This is a genomic window from Epilithonimonas zeae (genome assembly GCF_900141765.1).
In the GTDB taxonomy this organism is placed as follows: domain Bacteria; phylum Bacteroidota; class Bacteroidia; order Flavobacteriales; family Weeksellaceae; genus Epilithonimonas; species Epilithonimonas zeae.
Genome location: NZ_FSRK01000001.1, coordinates 17787 through 39363, shown reverse-complemented (window position 1 = coordinate 39363; position 21577 = coordinate 17787). Strand labels below are relative to the sequence as shown.

Below are 21577 nucleotides of genomic sequence, written 5' to 3'. Positions count from 1 at the left end.
ATAAATTATTTTTTGATGATTTTAAAAGTATGAATTTCTGAATTGCGATCTGTCAGCCTTATTACATAGCTTCCTGAGGCAATATGAGCAATATCAATTTTTAAATTTTTATCAGATATCATTTTCTGAATAATCATTTTTGAACTCGCATCAAATATTTCAAACTTTTTAATTTCAACTGGCGAATCGATATTCAGAATTCCTGTTGTTACCGGATTAGGGAAAATCTTGATATTTTCCTTATCACTATATTCTACAGAAAGATTCTCATCACAATTAATCAAAGCATCCCAACCAGGATAAGTTGAACTAGAGTCTGAAGTAAACCTGAATGTCAAAGCTCCAGAATAATGTGAGGACTTATATGTCTGTGGAAGGCTTTGCATTGACCCAGAAGAAAACAAAATTGGAGATAATATATCTGGCCCATTATAAATCGTCAATCGATCGCAGCAGCTTTCTAGGTTGAAAAGCGTAAACTTTGCACTTACAAGTTTGCCCGCAGACATTGGATAGATGGTCTTAATCCAATTTTCATTGTCTTTATAATTTCCATTTGTACCACCAGAATCGTAGAAATGATCACCACAATAATTTGGTGTTGTACAGAAAGCTATTGATGATTTTGTCCATTCGGAATTACCAACAGTACATATTGATCTTACATAGACATCATAACAGGTATCTTCTAATAAATTAGAAATTAAATATGATTTTGCATTAACTAGAGTTCCTTGGCCAGTCGGAGTTTGCCCGAACTTAACAATTTCTATCTCCCACTGTGTTGCATTGGAATTTTCTGTCCAATTAACATTTAAAGAATTTGATGTTGAACGTTCCAACGTAATCAAAGTTGGTTTTCTTGCACAAGGTGGCAATGGCTCACAAATTATTTGAGCATCCCAGCCTGCCTTTTGATTATTGTTAGAATAAGTTGGATTAAAAACAAAAGTCAGCGCACCAGAAGGATCTGTCGAAACTAATGTTCCTGGCAGAGTTGAATTATTATAACTATTGTATAAAATTGTGTTACCATATGAATATGGACCATCGTAAACCATAAATTGGTCATATTGATGAATATCGAATAAATCGAAAATAGCTTTTACTCTATTTCCAGTCCCTGACGGATAAATAGTTTTAGTTAAATACTCATTATTTGGATAATTACTTAATCTTCCTCCTAAATCATAAAAATGATCTCCCGCACAATAATCAGCTTGCGTACAAACTAATTTAGACACGCCCCATTCTGATTTTCCACCAGCACATACAGATCTGATGTAAACTTTGTAGCAAGTATTTCTAATAAGTCCCGAGATGGTATAAGTACGAGAAGAAACGATTGTCCCAATTCCGGTAGGGACATCACCATCTTTTACAGCTTCTACTTCCCATTGGTTTGCATTGGAATTATCTGTCCAGTTAAATGTCAAAGTATTAAGTCCTGAATTCTGAAGATTAATATAAGTTGGAGGATTAGGACAAGCTGGCATTGGCTCACAAATAATTTTAGCATCCCAACCTGCCTTATTGCTATTATTTCCAGAAGTTGAAAAATAGAATGTTAACGCTCCTGTGTTGATATCTGTCGAAGAAATTGTAGTTGGAGGTGCTGAATTACCATAATTATAACTATATAGAACATTATCACTATATGTATTAGTTCCATTATATACAGTAAATGAATCGTATTGATTGATATCAAACATTTCAAAAACAGCCTTCACTCTATTACCATTTCCTGTTGGATAAATCGTCTTGGTAAAATATTCGTAGGTTGTAGGATAGCCACTTAATGCACCTCCTGAATCATAGAAATGATCACCACCACAATAATCACCTTGAGTACAGAACAACTTAGACACAGTCCAAGTAGAGTTACCTCCAGAACAAATGGATCGGATGTAAACTTTATAACAAGTATTACTTTGAAGACCTGTAATAGTATATGGATGGCTCGAAATAATTGTTCCGGCACCTGTCGGAGAATTACCATCTTTTACCACTTCTATTTCCCACTGTGTAGCATTGGAATTTTCCGGCCAGTTAATGGTCATTGTATTCAATGTGGAAGATTGTAATGTAATTTCTCCAGGAGCATTGGGACACGCTGGCATTGGTTCACAAACAATTCTTGCATCCCAACCAGATCTATTATTAGTATTACCAGATGTATAAAAATAGAATGTTAAGGCTCCTGTTAAAATATCTGTAGAAACCAAAGTTCCCGGCGGAGTTAAGTTACCATAACTGCTGTACAAAGTCTGACTGCCATAAGCATTAGATCCATTATAAACTGTAAATTGATCGTACTGATTAATATCAAACAAATCAAAAATAGCTTTTACCCTATCGCCATTTTTTGATGGATAGATGGTTTTGGTATAACTCTCATAATTATTTGAATAACCACCCGAAAATCCTCCAGAATCATAAAAATGATCGCCGCCGCAATAATCTGCTAAGGTTGCAAACTTGGGAGAACTACTCCATTCCGAAGTTCCGGCAGAACATAGAGACCTGATATAAATTCTATAAATACTATTGGAATCTAATCCGGTAACAGTATAAGGTTTTGTTGAAACTATCACTCCTTGGCCTGTAGGATTATTCCCGTCTTTTACAGCTTCTATTTCCCACTGTGTTGCATTGGAATTGTCTGTCCAATTAACTCTAAGACTATTCAATGCAGCGGTTTGCAATGTTATAGATTTTGGATATTCTGCACATGCAGGGATTGGTTCACAGAAGATCTCTGCGTCCCAGCCAGATTTTACAGAACTTCCATCAGAGGTAAAAGTAAATGTTAATGCACCTGAAGTATGAGTAGATCTGAATGCAGCAGGCAAGTCCGACATGCTTCCGCTGTTAAATAATACAGGTGAGTTTTTATCAGGTCCATTGTAAATAATCAATCTGTCACAGCACGATTCTAAAGCAAACTCATTAAAGACCGCTCTAACCCTATTTCCTGCAATTGCTGGATAGATGGTTTTTGTCCAATTCTCATTATCTTTATAATTTCCATTTGGACCACCTGAGTCATAAAAATGATCTCCCGCACAATAATCCGGAGATGTGCATAGTCTTTCAGGATTAGACCAGTCTGAGAATCCAGTGGCGCAAATTGATCTTACATAAACATCGTAACAAGTATTAGTAGATAAACCTGATTTTGTAAATGATTTTTGTGAAATATTCTCGCCAACACCTGTAGGGATCGAACCAGCTGGAACCACTTCTACCTGCCATTGTGTTGCATTAGAAGTATCTTCCCAGCTAAAAGTAATTAAACTAGGTTGTGAATTAGTCAACAGAATATTTTTAGGTACAGTAGGACAGGCCGGTTTTGGCTCACAGCTTATAGTCGCATCCCAGCCTTCTCCTCCATTTCCGTAAGCATAAAAACTAAAAGATAAAGCTCCCGTAGGATGAGAAGACCTAAACGTATAAGGCAGCTGCATATTTGTTCCGGAAAATAGGATAGAGCCACCAGCATTCGGGCCATCGTATATTGTAAAATATGAACAGCAGCTTTCTACATTGAATTTATTAAAAGTTGCTACAACCCTGTCCCCAGCATTCTCCGGATAAATTGCTTTAATAAGGCTCTCTCCAGGCGGATAATTGCCGTAAGCACCTCCTGAATCGTAGAAATGATCGCCACCACAATAATCTGCAGTAGTGCAGAAATTACTTCCTTTTATCCAAGGTGAGTAACTTCCTTCATCTCCACAAACGATTCTGACATATACATCATAACAAGTATTCTTAATCAAGTTAGTTATTATATATGGAGAAGACGTAACAATATTTCCAGTACCAGTTGGTGTTGTCCCTGCTGGTACAGATTCTATTTCCCATTTTCCAGATGAGGAGTTGCTGCTCCAACTCACAGTAAGAGATGAGGTTCCCGCACTTACCAATTGTAAATATTGAGGCGGATCGCAATAAGTATTAAAACTATTGACTACAGAAAAAGAACTTTCACCACATTCATTAATTCCCTTTACTCTCCAATAATATTTGGTTCCAATACTTAAATTCTTGGAGTATCTATTAGTGGATACTGTATAGCTTTCTTTAACAGAAAAATTAGAGTCTTTCGAAATTTCTAAAAGATAAGATTCAGAATTAGAATCGGATGACCAAGTGAATTCAGTATTATTATAATTGACTGAAAGATTATTATTGGTTGGCGTCAGCAAATTAGGAACAGAAACATTACTATCATAGATTATAAAGCTTATCGGATACTCAAAAGTATCTGTTCCACTTTGTCCTTTTACAATAATGTTATATTTACCTTTTTGCAAACTTGAAATCCCTAATATATTAAGGGTAAAGTTTCCTTCTGCAGATAAACTAACCGGACTAAAATTAGCTGACAAGCCATTAGGTAAATTCAATACAGAGAAAATCACATTATTTGAAAATCCATTTTTTGTATGGAAGTCAAAATCAATTGTAATGTTATCGGTACTGGTTTTACATAATTTGATATTATTCTGAGTTGTATTGAACCAGAAATCCTTAGTAACAATGCCTGAAGCGATGAGTGAGTAATTCTGGGACTGATTAACCAAACTTCCTTTATGTTTAATTGTCAACAAATAAGTTCCTGCTACTGGTGTATCAATCTCAATTTTCTCAACATTATCAAGATTGTTAACACCTCTTGTAGCTGCTGAATTGACAGCCGAAGGATCTAATTTCCATGGAAAATATTCTGTCCCATCTCTTGAAAGAATAATATCCAAATCGTTGACCAAATTTGGCGTCGGATCATCTATGGTATTAGATGGCAAATCGCCTACAGGATCTGTCCAGGCTAATGTAACCACTAACGGATTAATACCATCACTATTTAAAATGATCTCTTTTGTTTCACCATTAGCCAAGGAACTCTCTTCTATTTTGGAAAAAAGATTTTTATTCTTTATAATAGTTGCAGCTTTTTCAGCATTGATTAATCCCCAACCAAACTTGTAATCCGGCCCCGGAGCAACGCCTGCCTCATCAGCAGAGTGAATCATCAAGCCTTTAAGACTCGATGCTTTCATATAATTATTATTCAGTTGATTATAATACTGCTGCAACAAAAGTAATGTTCCGGCAACACTAGGAGAAGCCATAGAAGTCCCATCGTAATACTCATAAGAATTGTTAGCATAATTAACTGCAGAAAATGTGTGAACACCTTTAGCTGAAATATCCGGCTTAATACGTCCATCATCCGAAGGTCCCCAACTACTAAAATCTGACATTATCACAGAGGATGCATTAGTATAATTTAAAACTTCTTGCACAGCTGCAACAGTAATAACGTTTTTACTAAGCGCATGTCCTGTTATAAGGTCAAAGCCATTCTTCCCTGTATTAACGCCATAAATTCTGGAATTCCCGGCGGCACAAACCATTTGGTAGTAAGGTGCATTAAAATGAATTTCGTCAAAAGCTTTTGAATCATCATCATATTTCCCAAACTTTTCTACGCCATAATAATATGGATTATAGCCATAAGAGTGATTGGAAATCAAAAGTCCATTTGCGGCAGCATTGGCAACCTCTGCTACGTCATTATCCCAATCGTAAGCATTTGCGCTACCTTTAAAAGCCATTCCTCTTGCATTACCATTTTGCACAGCATCTGTCCCAATGATGGTTCCTGCAACGTGTGATGCGTGAGGATGCAGATAAGGAGAATTATCACTCAAAGAAATTCTGTTAGAAAAAAGCTCGTGCGTTAATAATGGACTTCCAGCATCCCAAACACCAGCAAGCATCCCTTCGCCTTGTATAGAAATTCCTAAACTACCACCGCTATAGAGTCTATCGGCACGTGAAGTTATTCCAGCATTCCGGTTTTCTGTCATGTAATAGATGGGCTTCAAATCTTTGGTGACACCTACTAATCGGGAATACGTAGAATCTGTAATTATAATTTTACGCCAATTGTTATGATCTGCCAGGGAATTAGCCAAATTAAAACTGAGGTCAAATTTCTTTCTTTGATTGTCGGAGAAAGATTTTAAATAATCAACTTTTGTAGATTGCTGAATCCGCCTGATGCTTTGTTGATCTTGGGAAAATATACTTATACTAAATAATAAGCATATTAAGAGAAATTGGTTATTTAGTTTTTTCATTTTAAAAAATTTCCCAAAAATAAATAAATTCTTAAATATTTCTTAAAAAATGTTAATAAAATTCAAAACAAAAACGATATTAATCATTTAGATCAATATCATTTTAAATTTTCGAACAGGTCGGAATATATTTTAAAGGTCTATAATCTTCTTTCCAATCTTATAAACTGTCCCTCGAAATCCTGCTATAACCTCATCATTCTGATTCTTGATTGTAATATCATAAATAGCCGTTTTTCTAGTGTTGTTCAAAAGAATACTTTCTGCAGTTAAAACATCACCGTTTTTTGCAGCTTTTGTGAAATTAATATAACAATTGAGCGCCACCGCAGCTTCACCGCTATTGTTGGAAGAAAACGCCAACGCCGAATCTGCAAAAGCAAATGTTACGCCGCCGTGAACCGTCCCGAGTCCATTAATCATTTCTGGTTTTATGGGCATTTTTATAAGGCAATAATTATCCTTGATTTCGGTCAATTCAATTCCGAGCCATTGAGAAAACAAATCTTTCTCAAACATATATTCTGCCGTTTCGCGAGCATTCATAAATGATAATTGATGATTGTTAAATGATAGTTGATGGATGATAGATGTTTAAACAAAATAATACTCAATGCTGGTACTCTCAAACGTTACCATTCTCCAACTTTTCTTCTTATTTTCCTTTGTAATTGGGCAAACGTTTTTCGATGAAAGCGTCAACACCTTCTTTGAAATCTTCGGTTTCTGCTGCATCTTGCTGAATGATGGATTCGTAATCTAATTGTTCGTTAAGCGTAAAGTTATATGATTTATTAAAAGCTTTTTTAGTTAGATAAAGTGCTGTTGTTGCCGCGTGGGAAAGCTGTGTCAGAACTTCCATTGATTTTTCTACAAATTCTGAATCTGCAAAAACATCAGCAACCAAACCTATTTTCTTAGCTTCTGTAGCAGGAACTTTTTTCCCTGTGAAAGATAAATAACTAGCTAATTGTCTTCCTACTAATTTGGGCAAATAATAAGTTCCCGCGGTATCAGGAATTAAACCAATATTCGCAAAAGCAAAAGAGAAATAAGAACTTTCTGTTGCTAGAGTAAAATCACAAATTGAAGCCAACATTGCTCCTGCTCCAACAGCCGGTCCATTAACTAAAGCAATGACTGGTTTTTTACATTTAACAATTTCGAGAACCAAAGGATTATAATATTCGATAACAAATCTCTGGATGGTTCTGTCATCTTCATCAAAACCTAAAGCTTCTTTTAAATTTTGTCCGGCACAAAACGCCTTTCCTTTTCCAGCAATGGCAACACATCTTACGTTATCATCATTACTGAATTTGTGAACCGCATTTCGCAATTCTCTAAGCATAACTTCGGTAAGGCTGTTATAACTATCGGGCTGGTTCAGATAAATCAGTTGCAGTTTTCCATCGAATTGGGAATCTATCTCTATTTGTGAATACATAGTTTTACTTTTTTGATATCAGCAATTTAATATATTTTATTGAAAGCATCGAAGAAATTTCTATTCTAGAAATAACAAAAGCCGACCATTGCTGATCGGCTTTAAAATTTTTAAATAAATTGGAATTATTTAACAATTAATTTCTGAGTATAATTCGCTTTAGAAGAAGTTACTTTCAATAGGTAAACTCCTTTTGTCAAATTAACATTGAACTCATTAGTAGATTCACCCGTTGCCGCATTGAATCCTGAAGTATGAACTACTCTACCATTCATATCATAGATTGCCACATTTGCATTGCTTCCTAGATCTTTTGACTTGATAAAGAAGTTTCCACTTGAAGGGTTTGGATAAACTTTGATATTATTAGCATTGAAAGCATTTTCGTTAACAGCAAGAACCTGAGCATCTCTTGTACAAACTTCTAAAGCCCAAGAATTGATAACTCCAACATTTCCAGGCGTATTATCTGATGCAAATAATTTCCAAGTTCCTTCTGCATTATGCCCTACAAAAACATTTAATGGCTGAAAAGGTTTTGCATTACCTGTAACTGGAGACGCACAAGTAATTGTTGTTGCAGCATCAGTAAATTTGGCCGTAATCCCTGAACGAGAACTACACTGATGATCCATTAATAATGCTGTTGTACCAACTGGACTTTCTATTCCAAAAGATAAATTTGCTGCGTTAGGATGAGTAATATTTGGTGTCACACTGATTTTTGTAATTACTCCTGTATCAGTGATTGATAATGGAGCTTCTACCTTTGGAGATGCTATTGCGGATCCGCCAGGTCCATCTTTGATATTTACCGGTGCCCCACTGTATGTATAAGTATTACACTCTTCACCCGCCACGCTATAATCAATTACAAAGCTTGGGCTTACGGCATAATAAATATTATTAACTGCTTCTACTAAAATATAAGCATTCGTAGCTGAGAAATCACTTGGTATTGTTACCGTTTCAGTTCCATCATTAGGTGTATTATCCAATAATGAAACAAAAGTTTTTCCTCCGTCTTTAGAAATCTTTAGATTAACAGTAGTAGTATTCACAGGTGCAACATTTGTATTTGCTACATCCCAAGTTACAGTAAAACTTCCTCCGGACGTTAATGATTGACCAAATGTTGGCGCTGTAACTTTAAATGGTCCAGAAGCTGCATTAACAGTAACTGCCATTGCATCTCTCGCAATATTAGGTTCCAATGGATTGTTATTTCGTAATACCACTCCAAAATTAAGCGTTCTCGCAACACTAGAAACAGATTCCCATCTTGTTGTATACACTCCAGCTAAAACTGTATTAAAATCAGGGAAATATCTATACGGATTAGCTGTTGGAGGTAATGCTCTGAAATTTGGTCCGGAAGGTTTTGCCAAATAAGCAATACTATTTGTTCCGATTTGAGCTGTTGCAGCCTGATCGGTTTGTTCAAAACTGTAGGTATAACCAGTCGTACTAGCATCGGTAGTTGTAGCTTTTACAACAAATGGTGTAGATGCCGGAATAGTGTAATCATTTCCAGCATCTACTGTTGGAGCTGGTAATGCATATGGTACATTTGTTCCACAAGAGACACCGTTGATTTTATTTTTAATCTGGTTGAGACTATTATAATGGAAATTATCGTGTGAGTTATACTGAACATCTAGATTTCCGGTGATGCCAGTATAAGCCATTACAGTACTTCCACTTCCCGGCTCTACTCGCTGATCTAACTGACTACTATAAAAAGTGTAAGTATGCCCGGCTCCCATCTGATGTCCCATCTCGTGAGCAACATAATCAATATCAAAAGTTGCTCCTTCCGGAAGGTTATGTGATGTCCATCCACCAGCTTTTAAACTAGAGCCACAAATAACGCCAAGATATGCCGCACCATTAGCATCTTTTTTATCAACAAGATGCCCAAGATCATACAAAGAGGCAGCGCCAGTTCCTAAAGTGGAATTGATACCACTGTTCGCCGTATCTGGCCCTCCTCCACTAGAATAAGGATCAGTATTTGCATTTAGAAATATTAGTGATTCTGTTTGAGAAATCAGATTATAATGCAAAGACAAATCTTTTTCAAAAAGGGCGTTTAGTCTTGTTGCAGTAGCATTAAGAGCAGCCAATACAACGGCTTTTTTCTCAGCATCGGTTGCTGTAGAAGGAATTCCAGCTTTATCCAAATGGTACTGAGCATATTCGCCGGTACAAGATAATGCCAACCTAAAAACATTAGTTCCAGCAGCTTTATTAGAAACATTTGGTGTTTCTTCCGCAGTTGATCCTGCATCTTTAACAGTACACTCAAACGGTTCATCTTCATTAACATTTTTTTTCTTCTGACTAGAATCAAAAACAACATATGTTTTATGATCTGCAGTTAGAGGTTCAATATATTCGGAATGGCCGGAACGAACTATGATTGAGGATAGCCCTTGCGGAGAAAGACTAAATCTCAAATAAGCAGATGCGTCGTCCAAACTTGTTCCAACGTATGATTTAATGTCAGAAAATTTTGCCTGAAGATCCTCAGCCATATTAGAATACTCCCAAATTTTAAATCGCTCTAATTTTCCTTCAGAATTCGGGATAGTAATCACTACACCTTGCTTTCCGGAAAATTTATTATTTACAGGGCTAAGTAAACTCTGTAATTTCTGTTGATCTAAACTAAACAAGTTTTTCTTAGCCAGATAAGCAACACTTTCGTTAACTTTCTGCCTGTCGGAAACTTGAGACACCTTAGTCCATTGCGAATAACCCAAAAGAGGCAAAGCAATTGCAGACAATAATAGATATTTCTTCATATTAAATTATTTTGTGCAAATTATGAATTTTATATGAAAACCAACAATTTAATCCCGCAAAAAAGAATTATTTAACAATAAAAACATTATTAAATTAAAGATTGCCTTCAAAATAAACGAAATTAGTTAATACATGACAAATATTAAAAAACAAAAAAGCCAGGAGCAAAATTCCTGACTTCCTGTCGTAATAATTTAAAATATGAATTTATTTTTTAATCAATTTATTCGTAAATGTATTTCCGTTAGCCGTTATCGTTTGAACGATATAAACGCCGCTTTTCAGATGACTTACATCAACTTTAGATTCATTGGAATTGATTGTTTTCACAAGACTTCCGTTGCTTGAGTAGATATTCGTCGATACGATTTTGGTTCCGCTTAAGCCTTTAAATTCGAAATAATCCTGAGTCGGATTAGGATAAATGCTTATTTTAGAATTGAAATCAGCATCAGAAACATTCAGGATACCACATTCAGCTTCAAGCTCATATAAACACTCTTGATTAAGAAGTTGAAACCAATCAAATGTGTTTCCGCCCATTGCCAGACTTTCCCCAACCACGCCTTCACCAGTTTCGTAATGTGCAGTTGTAGCCCAAGCATTGGCATCAGATTTTGTACTCATCCAGATTCTACCATCAGACATTGTTCCGTTTAACAAAATTGGATTCGCTAACTTTACTTTTACTTTTCTTACGACAAACTCGTGCAAAGGTTCGTATCCAACATCTTCATAGGATTCGATTGTACTATCAGTAATTTGTAAAATCTGCTGATTTGGGACATTTCTTCTTGGATCTTCCGGGTCTTCCGGCGTAGAAAGAGTATTATCGTAAAAGATGAAATTCACAAAAGTTGGCGGAAGTTTACTCGCCAAAGTCACTACTATACTATTGATTTTAATGGTCTGATTAGCTTCGAGTGGAATATCAACAGCTGCTTTTTGTCCGCCATTTCCGATGATGAAAACACCGTTTTGCTCTTCGGTATCATTAATAACAACCGTATTACAAGTTTCTGCTTTTGCCGCTAATTTAGTTTGAGTTTTAACTTCTCCGGATAATGATTTGGAAACAGAATTTCCGTAACCCAGGTTTTGCGAATAGGAAAAAATAGAACCTAGCGCAGATAAAAAAAATACAATTTTCTTCATAATTAATTTTTTAAGATTTTTTAAAATACATTGATATAATCACATCAATCAGAAAAATATTTTATCTCATTGATGAAGTAAATGTATATACTTTAAGAATCAAAAAATAGCATTACACTTTCGAAATATCATATTTTAAAATACAAAAATTAGCTTTAAACCACTGATAAATAAAAGATTAAATATTTTTATGTTTCTTCTCCGCTTCTCTCAAAAAAGCTGATGGAGAAATTCCGGTTATGTTTTTGAAAACAGTTGTAAAGGAACTATGTGAAGAAAAACCAGCTTCTTCTGCGAGATAACTTATTTTGTAATTAAGGAATTCCGGACGTTCGTTAATCTGCTTGCAGATATAATTGATACGAAGCTCGTTCAGATAATTATTGAAGTTTTTCTCTTTGTGTTTCTTGATGGTTTCGGAAAGATAAGTTGGATTGGTCTTGAACATTACCGCCAGACTCGCAACCGTCAGTTTGGAATTGGTAAACTTGGCAGATTCCTCAAACTTTTCTAATTTATCGAGAATCATAGTTTCTGCAGAACTTGGAACGGAAAACGAAACTTTTTCCTTTTCTTCAATTTCGGGCTGAACAATTGCTTTCGGTTCTGAAGTTTCCTTTACTTCCTGCTTTTCAAGATTCGAAATAAAATTCTGATAAATCAATTTCTCTTTCTTTCTTTTTTGATTGATGAAGAAAATAGAAATCCCTCCAACGACAACCAAAAATCCACAACTGATTAGTAAAAGATTATTATGTCCTTCTTTATCGGATATCTTTTCCAAAAGATTTTTTTGCTCTTCAGAAACTGCGGTGTTGATGGCTTTCAGATTATTATCCTTCACATCAGACTCCAGTTCCAAAAGCTTCTCAGAATATTCGATGTATTTTTCTTTATTATTCAAAGCTTTGTAAGAAGCAATCAGCTTTTTGTACATATCAGCCCGCAATCTATTGTCTTTGAAAGCATCTTCTTTCAACACAACTTCCAAGGAATCGATTGCTCGCTGATTTTCATTTTTATCAGCATAAACCTTAGCCAAATTATTGTAGATAAAATACTTAAACTCTTTATTTTCATTATCATGGATTGCCAAAGCTTTGTTAAGAAAATATTCCGCCGAATCATTTTGTTTGAGATAAGCATACGAAACACCCATATTATAAAACGCTCTTCGAAATTGGAAAATATTTTTTTTATTGGGGTTCCCTATATTTCCAAGAAACTTCAAAGCTCTTTGATAATCTTTTCTCGCCACAATAAAATTCTCTTTATCGGCTTCCAGATTTCCATATTCTATGTACAATCTTGCCGTCAGATAATTCTTTTCGTAGCCATTCGGAAGTTTATCAACTTCTAGTTTTGATAAGTCGAGGTAAGGTTTTATTTTTTCAGGGAAATTCAGAAAGGAATATTGATTGGCGATTGAACCGTAGATTTTTGCCTTCAACTTGGTATCATCCAACTTCTCAGCAATTTCCTTCGCTTTGAAAAGCATCTCTGTTGATTTTGCAAAATCTGGTTTTTTTATTTTCAGATAAGCATCTGCCATTTTCATCCGAACTTCATATTTTTCTTCTTCGGAAATTGGTTGTTCAAGCTTTTTGATACTTTGCTCGACGATTTGTTCCGGCGAAATTTTACTTTTATCCAAAGTCTCTGAACCAGCCAAGTCTTCCTGATTTTGATTTTGACCAAACCAAAACGAAGCAGTAAAAGCAGCGAAGAAAATTAAGATAAAGCGATTCAAATTCAGATTTTATTCACTCAAATTTATAAATAAAAATCCCGAATTAAAATTATTTGAATTCTCTTTCTAATTATCATAATAAAACCCAACATCCACTTTGTCATTCCGGAGGAATCTAAATAGTTTATTTCAGTGTGTTGAGATTCCAAAGAAACTTGAAAATACTTCTTAATAGTATTTAAAATAATTTTCATTACAAATTGACAATGATTTTTTATCAAATTTTTACATTTTCGGAAATTTTGTCTTTTCGAATTAGCTTTAAATTTAATTATTCGGAAATTTCGTCTGATAATTTTAAAAATTCAACAATAGAATACTTTTTGTGATTAAGGTTTCAGAATTAAATGATTGATGAAGCATTAAGAAGTTAAACCTTAAAAATTTATTTTCTTAATGCTTTTAAAAAAACAAAAATCATAGTTTCAAAATCTAAAATTGAATGGAATTTGATACAAGTTTTTCAATCATTAATCTTTTAATTTTTAAATCATTTAATCCAAAAATATTATGAATCTAAATCAATATACAGTAAAATCACAAGAAGCCATCCAGGCTGCCCAGCAAGTCGCAATGGAATTTGGCAATCAGCAAATAGAACCTCAACATTTACTTGAAGGAATTTTTCAGGTCGATGAAAATATATCGCCTTTCTTACTCAAAAAATCTGAAGCAGATGCCACTTTGGTAAGAGAGCGCAACCGTGAAAGTCTTGAAAGACTTCCGAAAGTACAAGGCGGAAATATTTATCTTTCACAATCAGCAAACAAAGTTTTGCTTGACGCGCCTAACATCGCCAAAAAAATGGGCGATGAATTCGTGACTATTGAACATCTTTGGTTATCACTTTTAGAAACAAATTCTGAAGTTTCTAAAATGTTGAAAGATATGGGCGTGACCAAAAGTCTTTTGGAAGGAGGAATTAAAGAATTAAGAAAAGGCTCGAAAGCGACTTCTGCAAGTTCAGAAGAAACGTATCAATCCTTAAATAAATATGCTAAAAACTTCAACGAACTTGCTGCAGAAGGAAAACTTGACCCAGTAATCGGGCGTGATGAAGAAATCAGAAGGGTTTTGCAGATTCTTTCAAGAAGAACTAAAAATAATCCAATTCTGATTGGTGAACCTGGAGTTGGTAAAACCGCTATTGCAGAAGGAATTGCGCACAGAATTATCAATGGAGACGTTCCTGAAAATTTGCAGGATAAAACTTTGTACTCCTTAGATATGGGTGCTCTGATTGCCGGTGCAAAATACAAAGGTGAGTTTGAAGAGCGATTGAAATCTGTTGTTAATGAGGTCATCAAATCGGAAGGACAAATTATTCTTTTCATTGACGAAATTCATACGTTAGTTGGAGCCGGAGGTGGTGAAGGCGCGATGGATGCTGCAAATATTTTGAAACCCGCTTTGGCAAGAGGAGAATTAAGAGCGATCGGTGCAACCACTTTGAATGAATATCAAAAATATTTCGAAAAAGATAAAGCCTTAGAAAGACGTTTCCAGAAAGTAATGGTGGAAGAACCTGATACAGAATCTGCGATTTCTATTCTTCGTGGAATTAAAGATAAATACGAAGCGCATCACAAAGTAAGAATCAAAGACGAGGCGATTATTGCAGCTGTGGAAATGTCTCAACGATATATTTCTGACCGATTTTTACCGGATAAAGCAATTGACTTAATTGATGAAGCTTCTGCAAAATTGAGAATGGAAATCAATTCAAAACCTGAAGAACTGGATGTTCTCGACAGAAAATTGATGCAGATGGAAATTGAGTTGGCGGCTATTTCAAGAGAAGGAAGTCAAACCAAAATCGACCATTTAAAAGAAGATATTTCGAAAATTTCTGAACAGAGAAATGAAATAAACGCTAAATGGCTGAAAGAAAAACAAAAATCTGAGGATTTAACGTCCATCAAAAAAGATATAGAATCTCTGAAACTTGAAGCAGAAAGAGCGTCAAGAGCAGGAGATTACGCAAAAGTTGCGGAAATCCAATACGGGAAAATTAAAGAAAAAGAAGATGCTTTGCAGAAACTCGAGCTTGAGATGCAAAATCATCAAAATGAATTGATTAAGGAAGAAGTAACCGCAGATAATATATCAGAAGTGATTGGAAAATGGACGGGAATTCCTGTTACAAAACTACTTCAATCTGAAAGAGAAAAATTATTACATCTGGAAACAGAACTTCACCACAGAGTTGTCGGTCAGGAAGAAGCGATTGAAGCGGTTGCAGATGCAATCAGAAGAAACAGAGCAGGCTTGAGCGATGAGAAAAAACCAATCGGAAGTTTCTTATTCTTAGGAACAACCGGAGTTGGTAAGACAGAGCTGGCAAAGGCTTTGGCCGAGTTTTTATTCGACGACGAAAACAATATGACGAGAATCGATATGAGTGAATATCAGGAACGTCATTCAGTTTCGAGATTAGTTGGTGCGCCTCCGGGATATGTGGGTTATGATGAAGGCGGACAATTGACGGAAGCCGTGAGAAGAAGACCTTATTCCGTGGTACTTTTGGACGAAATTGAAAAAGCGCATCCTGATGTTTTCAATACATTACTTCAAGTCTTGGATGACGGTCGTTTGACGGATAACAAAGGTCGTGTGGTAAATTTCAAAAACTCAATTATCATTATGACATCGAATCTCGGCTCGCATATCATTCAGGAAAATTTTGAAAATATTACAGAGGAAAATCAGGATGAAATTGTTGATAAAACGAAAATTGAAGTTTTTGATTTGTTGAAACAAACTTTACGTCCGGAATTCCTGAACAGAATTGATGAAACCGTTTTGTTCCAGCCTTTAAGAAAAAAAGAAATCGGGAAAATCGTTCAGTATCAATTGAGAGGTTTCAATGATTTGTTGCTGAAAAGAAATATTATTTTGACCGCAACACAAGATGCTTTGGATTATCTGACCAACAAAGGTTATGACCCAGTTTTCGGAGCAAGACCTTTGAAAAGAGTGATTCAGCAGGAAGTTTTGAATAAATTATCGAAAGAAATCCTCGCTGGAACCGTGAATGACGGCGACAGAATTACGCTGGATTATTTCGAGGAGACAGGTTTGGTTTTCAGACCGGTGGAATAAGAGTTAAATTTTTCTTCATATTAAATACTATTTTAAAAAAATCCTTTTTAGCAATGCTAAAAAGGATTTTTTTATTCAGGAATAAATCATCGTCTTATTTTGAAAAATTAATTTTAATTTGCGTCAAAATTAATGATTCAATGAAAATTCACTACCTCTTGTGTATTTTGCTATCATTTATAGCAAATAGTCAAATCAAATTTGAAAAAGGTTACATCATCACTCAAAGCGGCCAGCAAAAAGATGTTTATATAAAAAATCTAGACTGGTTGGAAAATCCTGATACTTTCATTTACAAATCCGGAGAAAATGACGAGCAAAAGACAGGTCAACTGATTAATATAAAAGAATTTTCAGTTCCGAACTATTTTAAATTTGTTAAATATACGGGCAAAATAGATGTCTCTTCTAATAACATGAATGATTTATCATATCTTCCAAATCCAATCTGGGAAGAACGAACCATTTTCTTGAACCAATTGACTAGTGGAAAGCTTAAACTCTATCAGTATAGAAACAAGAATATTGAACAATATTTCTATTCAACGGAAAATGGAGAAATCATACCATTGGTCTATAAAAAATATAATCCTGGCGGAGACACATATAAAATTGCTGAGAATACAGAATATATTGACCAACTAGTAAGTTTAACTGGAGAAAAAACCCGGAAAATTAAATATGAAAAAAGTTATCTTGTTGATTTTTTCCAACAATATAACGGAGAAAAAAATGAAACAAAAAATAATAAGTTAGATTTTAATTTAAGCTTTCGGATGGGTGTAAGTTTTAATAAACTAAATGTTGACCTTCACAGTTTTTATCAAGATGTAGATTTTTCTGATAAAACAGGCTATACAATTGGTCTGGAAGCTGAGTTAGTTTTGCCGTTTAACAAAAACAAATGGTCTATAATTGCAGAACCAACATATTACAGATATAAAAATGAAAGTGTTTCCAAGGATGGAACGTATAAGTTCGCTACAAGTTTTGATATGCTAGACTTGGAAATTGGACTGAGACATTATATGTTTCTCAGCGACAAGTCAAAAATTTTCATCAATGCCGGAATAGTGACCAATATTTATATGACCAAAGATGCACTCATGACCTACACCAGCCTCAAACCTGGCTATTTGAATGGTGGTTCTTATTATGACACAAAAAGTACATATTTGAATTTTGGAATCGGTTATAAGTACAAGAATAAATTCAGTGGTGAGCTGAAAGTTTCTACCAGCAAAGAATTATACGAAAGAGGCTATTGGAGTGCGAAGCTTAGCAGAGTTTCTTTTATTTTAGGATATAATATTTTTTAAAGATATTATTTGTAATAAGACAAGAAAACCTCAGCCGAAATAGCTGAGGTTTTTGAATTTTATTAAACTAACTGGCTTTATTTCACACCCACCAATTCTATATCAAATATAATAGTAGAACCTCCCGGAATTGCGCCTCCAGCTCCTTGATCTCCGTAAGCTAAATCGGAAGGAATATAAAATCTGTACTTAGATCCTTTGCTCATCAACTGGATTCCTTCTGTCCATCCTGGGATAACAGCGCCCAAATTAATATCTGCTGGCGCACCTCCATTTTTGTCGGTTGAGTCGAAGACGGTTCCGTTCAATAATTTTCCGGTATATTTTACCTGTACTATATCGGTTGCTTTCGGTTTTGTTTTACCATCACCTTCCTGCAAAACCTCATACTGTAAACCAGAAGCAGTAGTTTTCACTTTTGGGTTGGTTTTATTTTTAGCCAAAAACTCCAGACCTTTTTTCTTATTATCATTGGACTGTAATCCTGCTTCTGACTGCTTTTTTTGATGTTGCTTCATCATAAAATCTTGCATAAAGCTGTTCATCTCTTCAGCTGGCAACATCTTTTTCTTCGTGCTGTCCATTTCCTCTTTGATACCTTGAGCCAAAAGTTCTGCATCTACTTTGAAACCTTCCTGTTTCATATTTTGAGCGATGCTCATTCCTATGTAATAAGAGGCTTTTTGCTCGTCGGTATATTTGCTGTCATCTTTTTTATCTCCTTCCTTAGCACAAGAAATAATACTAAGGGTTGCTATGCAAAACAATGCGATAGTCTGTCTTTTCATTTTATAATTTTATGATTAACGAATTAATGGCTGCAAATCTATCATTTATTAAAGAATTATCCCCACCACAAAGAAGTTTTCTATAATTAAAGTTGACTAAGAATCCGAAATCACCTTATCCAAATCCAGCAGAAGATAATTAATATTCTGATTAATAGTTCTTGTGGCAGACTGCATTTGATTCAGCATCGATGCGCGATTATGTAAGTCGGATGAACGATAAAGTCCCCCGTTTCCAAAATTCACAGATTGATTGGCGGTATTCTCATCGCTGTCAAACTGGTACTGAATCCACCTTTGCTTCATATTCTCGATGATAGAATGTTCCCGGTTTCCGGTAAACTTCTTCTCGGTGTACATATACCAGATGAAAGGCGGAAAATTCTTGGACAGTAACTTTTGTTCCCAAATATCACGCAGGAGATTTCGCCCGTGGATGAATTCTACTTTTTTACCTTTAGGATTAAAAGTTGCTAAACCAAGTCCCGCCCCCAACAAACCTCCACCAATATTCACTGCGTTTTCTACACCATTATCCTTGATAACACCTCCTGCAACAGAGGTTACTGCACCAGTAATAATAGAAAAAAGTATCAATTTATTATTTCGGTTGTCATTCATATTATCTACATAATTGGCCATCTGGGCAACCCTTTCACCTTCGCAGTCAAATTCCGCTGCTACAGCATCTAACTCCGTCAATGCAATACTGATTTTACTATTAATTTTAGTTTTCAACTGTACAACTCTCAGTTGAGATTTTAATGTCGAATCTTTTTTCAAATCGATGATTTTCTCTGCTTCATCAATACTTTCCAAAGCATTAAGAATCAAAATACTTTGGTCGGAAAAATAATTCTTGAGTTTCTGATTGGCATTAATAATAGAATCAGAATTGTATGATGGGATTTTCTGAGAATAATTGTATTGCAAAGGCGCTTTACAATAGCTGTCCTTCAACGTCAGAATATTTTGCTGAATGGTTTTATTCTTTTGTGAAACGCAGGACGAAAAGAATAGCAACATCAATAAAAGACTAATATTTTTCATACAAAATCTCTTTTGTAAAACTAAAATTAAAGACTCTTCAAATTATCATCCGGCGTATAATCCATAAAAATCCCGCCATCCAGATTCACAGATTTTATTTTCTTCTTAACCGGAATATTCAGACTGGTAGATTTCTGGTCTTTCTCCCAAACAACTGGCGTAAAATGGCCTTTTTCCGTTGTTCCATCTTCATAAGTCAAAACAACATCAAACGGAATCGCAAATCCACCAACATTATCAACCGTTAAAACCATCTGATTCTTTTCCTGAGAAATAGAATTGATTTTCAAATCGATATAATTATTCGTATAAAACCAATTATTGAAGAACCAATTCAGGTTTTTACCAGTACCTGTATTCATAGAATTAAAATAATCCCACGGGATTGGATGCTTTCCATTCCAATTATCCATATAATGATGAAGCGCCTTCTTGAACAAGTCATCACCCAAATAATCCTTCAAAGCCAAATAAGACAATGCTGATTTTACATAAGCATTGTTCCCATAACCTGCACCAGAAAGTTGTGAGCTTAGCGTAATAATCGGTTGATCCTGTTCCGTAGAAGCATCATTAATCCAACGCTTCACACGGAAGTTCTTCATAAATTTATCCGCTGCTTCTTTTCCATTTTCATCAATTCCGATCAGATATTCCAGCATAGTCGCCCAACCTTCATCCATATAAGCATATCGGGTTTCGTTGATTCCCATATAAAAAGGAAAATAGGTGTGCGCAATCTCGTGGTCAGCCGTCAGTCTCGCATCCTGCAAATCATCTGGGATACTGGTGTCATTTATCATCATTGGATATTCCATATCGGCGTAACCTTGGATGGCCGTCATCACAGGAAAAGGATATTCTACACCAGGCCAGTTGTCGGTAAACCATTTCAGGTTATAGCGCATCCAGCCCGTGTATTGTTCAAAATCTTTCGCGCCGGCATTGTAAGCCGATTGCACACTTGCTCTTTTGGTTTTTAATTGAACACTCGATGCATCCCAAACGTAATGATTGCTCAATGCAAAACAAAAATCAACAATATGATTGGCTTTGAATTTCCAGACATTCCATTCATTTTGTTTCGTCACTTTTCCCGATTTCATTTCTTCGGCATTTGCAACGTGGATGATTTTATCCGACTTTAAAGACTCTTTGAAACGTTTCAGATATTCGGGTTGAAGTACGTCTTCAGGGTTCAGAAAATCCCCCGTTGACCAAACCACAAAATTCTTAGGCGCAGAAATAGAAAAAGAGTAATCATTGAAATCATTATAAAACTCCTGTCTGCCGTTATGCTGCAACATATCCCAACCGTTATAGTCATCATAAACCGACACTCTCGGGAAAGAATAGGCTACATAAAAAGTCTCTGGGTCTATTTGCCCTTCTCTTCCACTTTCTTTAGCTAATGGATATTCCCACTCGATTTTGATTTCTGTATTAGATTTTGAAGCCAATGGTTTTATTAATTTCACGGCCTCAACAGTTGACCAGTTATCACTATTGATATTATATTTTTCTCCGTTGATGTAGAAAGATTTAATTTTCAAACCATCCGTCAAAGCATCTTTCGAAGCATAGCCAGCTCTTGCAGATTGTGGTTTGGTCATATTATTCACAAATCTAATCGCTAAGATTTTCAATTCATCCGGACTATTATTGGAATACTGAATCACCTCGGAACCAGAAACAATCTTGGTTTTTGCATCCACTTTAACATTCACATCATAAACCCCTTTGTTTTGCCAATAGTTTCTGCCCGGCTTTCCAGAAATATCACGTGTTCCGTTGGTATAAGCTTTCTTAATGTTTCTCGGCATATACAATTCCTGTGCAGACATTGTAGTGCCTATCAACATCAATCCCAATAATAGTTTGTTCATTTTTTAACAATTAGAAATCAAAAATAAAAATTTAAAATGAAAAGATAATTTTCGGAATTCCAGAAAAAATTAAAAGCATCTCACTTTCAGCAAATAAAATCAATTCAAACAAACGATTAA

General features: G+C 35.2%; 11 protein-coding genes. 2 read left to right on the top strand and 9 right to left on the bottom strand.

Annotated features, from left to right (window positions below):
- Window positions 1-5: 5 nt before the first annotated feature.
- The 6 genes from BUR19_RS00130 to BUR19_RS00105 all read right to left on the bottom strand — a co-directional run bounded on the left by BUR19_RS00130 (window position 6) and on the right by BUR19_RS00105 (window position 13312).
- Window positions 6-6152 carry a fibronectin type III domain-containing protein gene (locus BUR19_RS00130; RefSeq protein ID WP_083600610.1) on the bottom strand — a complete coding sequence of 2049 codons (6147 nt, stop codon included), beginning with the start codon at window positions 6150-6152 and terminating at the stop codon, window positions 6-8.
- A gap of 132 nt (window positions 6153-6284) precedes the next feature.
- Window positions 6285-6698: a PaaI family thioesterase gene (locus BUR19_RS00125; RefSeq protein ID WP_074232914.1), complete on the bottom strand. Its 414-nt coding sequence runs from the start codon at window positions 6696-6698 to the stop codon at window positions 6285-6287.
- Between the two features lie 109 nt (window positions 6699-6807).
- Window positions 6808-7599 (bottom strand): enoyl-CoA hydratase/isomerase family protein, encoded by a 792-nt coding sequence (locus BUR19_RS00120; protein ID WP_074232913.1) that lies wholly within the window; start codon window positions 7597-7599, stop codon window positions 6808-6810.
- A 125-nt stretch (window positions 7600-7724) separates the two neighbouring features.
- Window positions 7725-10406: a reprolysin-like metallopeptidase gene (locus BUR19_RS00115; protein ID WP_074232912.1), complete on the bottom strand. Its 2682-nt coding sequence runs from the start codon at window positions 10404-10406 to the stop codon at window positions 7725-7727.
- Window positions 10407-10614: 208 nt separating this feature from the next.
- Window positions 10615-11562 carry a T9SS type A sorting domain-containing protein gene (locus BUR19_RS00110; protein WP_074232911.1) on the bottom strand — a complete coding sequence of 316 codons (948 nt, stop codon included), beginning with the start codon at window positions 11560-11562 and terminating at the stop codon, window positions 10615-10617.
- Between the two features lie 178 nt (window positions 11563-11740).
- Window positions 11741-13312, bottom strand: a complete 1572-nt coding sequence (locus BUR19_RS00105; protein WP_074232910.1) for a helix-turn-helix domain-containing protein — start codon at window positions 13310-13312, stop codon at window positions 11741-11743.
- A 510-nt stretch (window positions 13313-13822) separates the two neighbouring features.
- On the opposite strand from BUR19_RS00105, the gene clpB reads away from it, so the two are divergent.
- Window positions 13823-16414, top strand: a complete 2592-nt coding sequence (gene clpB / locus BUR19_RS00100; RefSeq protein WP_074232909.1) for an ATP-dependent chaperone ClpB — start codon at window positions 13823-13825, stop codon at window positions 16412-16414.
- Between the two features lie 140 nt (window positions 16415-16554).
- Window positions 16555-17733: a porin family protein gene (locus BUR19_RS00095; protein ID WP_074232908.1), complete on the top strand. Its 1179-nt coding sequence runs from the start codon at window positions 16555-16557 to the stop codon at window positions 17731-17733.
- Between the two features lie 77 nt (window positions 17734-17810).
- Here the strand turns inward: BUR19_RS00095 and BUR19_RS00090 are convergent, their stop codons facing one another.
- The 3 genes from BUR19_RS00090 to BUR19_RS00080 form a co-directional block, all read right to left on the bottom strand.
- The gene (locus tag BUR19_RS00090; RefSeq protein ID WP_074232907.1) at window positions 17811-18521 is read right to left on the bottom strand and encodes an FKBP-type peptidyl-prolyl cis-trans isomerase; all 711 of its coding nucleotides are present in this window, start codon (window positions 18519-18521) and stop codon (window positions 17811-17813) included.
- Window positions 18522-18617: 96 nt separating this feature from the next.
- Complete coding sequence (locus BUR19_RS00085; RefSeq protein WP_074232906.1) at window positions 18618-19571, bottom strand: hypothetical protein; 954 nt, start codon at window positions 19569-19571, stop codon at window positions 18618-18620.
- 26 nt (window positions 19572-19597) lie between these two features.
- Window positions 19598-21457: a M1 family metallopeptidase gene (locus BUR19_RS00080; protein WP_074232905.1), complete on the bottom strand. Its 1860-nt coding sequence runs from the start codon at window positions 21455-21457 to the stop codon at window positions 19598-19600.
- Between the last annotated feature and the right edge of the window lie 120 nt (window positions 21458-21577).

Coding starts and splice junctions, on each gene's coding strand:
- BUR19_RS00130 (WP_083600610.1), bottom strand. CDS start 6,152: ATGAAAAAACTAAATAACCAATTTCTCTTAATATGCTTATTATTTAGT.
- BUR19_RS00125 (WP_074232914.1), bottom strand. CDS start 6,698: ATGAATGCTCGCGAAACGGCAGAATATATGTTTGAGAAAGATTTGTTT.
- BUR19_RS00120 (WP_074232913.1), bottom strand. CDS start 7,599: ATGTATTCACAAATAGAGATAGATTCCCAATTCGATGGAAAACTGCAA.
- BUR19_RS00115 (WP_074232912.1), bottom strand. CDS start 10,406: ATGAAGAAATATCTATTATTGTCTGCAATTGCTTTGCCTCTTTTGGGT.
- BUR19_RS00110 (WP_074232911.1), bottom strand. CDS start 11,562: ATGAAGAAAATTGTATTTTTTTTATCTGCGCTAGGTTCTATTTTTTCC.
- clpB (WP_074232909.1), top strand. CDS start 13,823: ATGAATCTAAATCAATATACAGTAAAATCACAAGAAGCCATCCAGGCT.
- BUR19_RS00095 (WP_074232908.1), top strand. CDS start 16,555: ATGAAAATTCACTACCTCTTGTGTATTTTGCTATCATTTATAGCAAAT.
- BUR19_RS00090 (WP_074232907.1), bottom strand. CDS start 18,521: ATGAAAAGACAGACTATCGCATTGTTTTGCATAGCAACCCTTAGTATT.
- BUR19_RS00085 (WP_074232906.1), bottom strand. CDS start 19,571: ATGAAAAATATTAGTCTTTTATTGATGTTGCTATTCTTTTCGTCCTGC.
- BUR19_RS00080 (WP_074232905.1), bottom strand. CDS start 21,457: ATGAACAAACTATTATTGGGATTGATGTTGATAGGCACTACAATGTCT.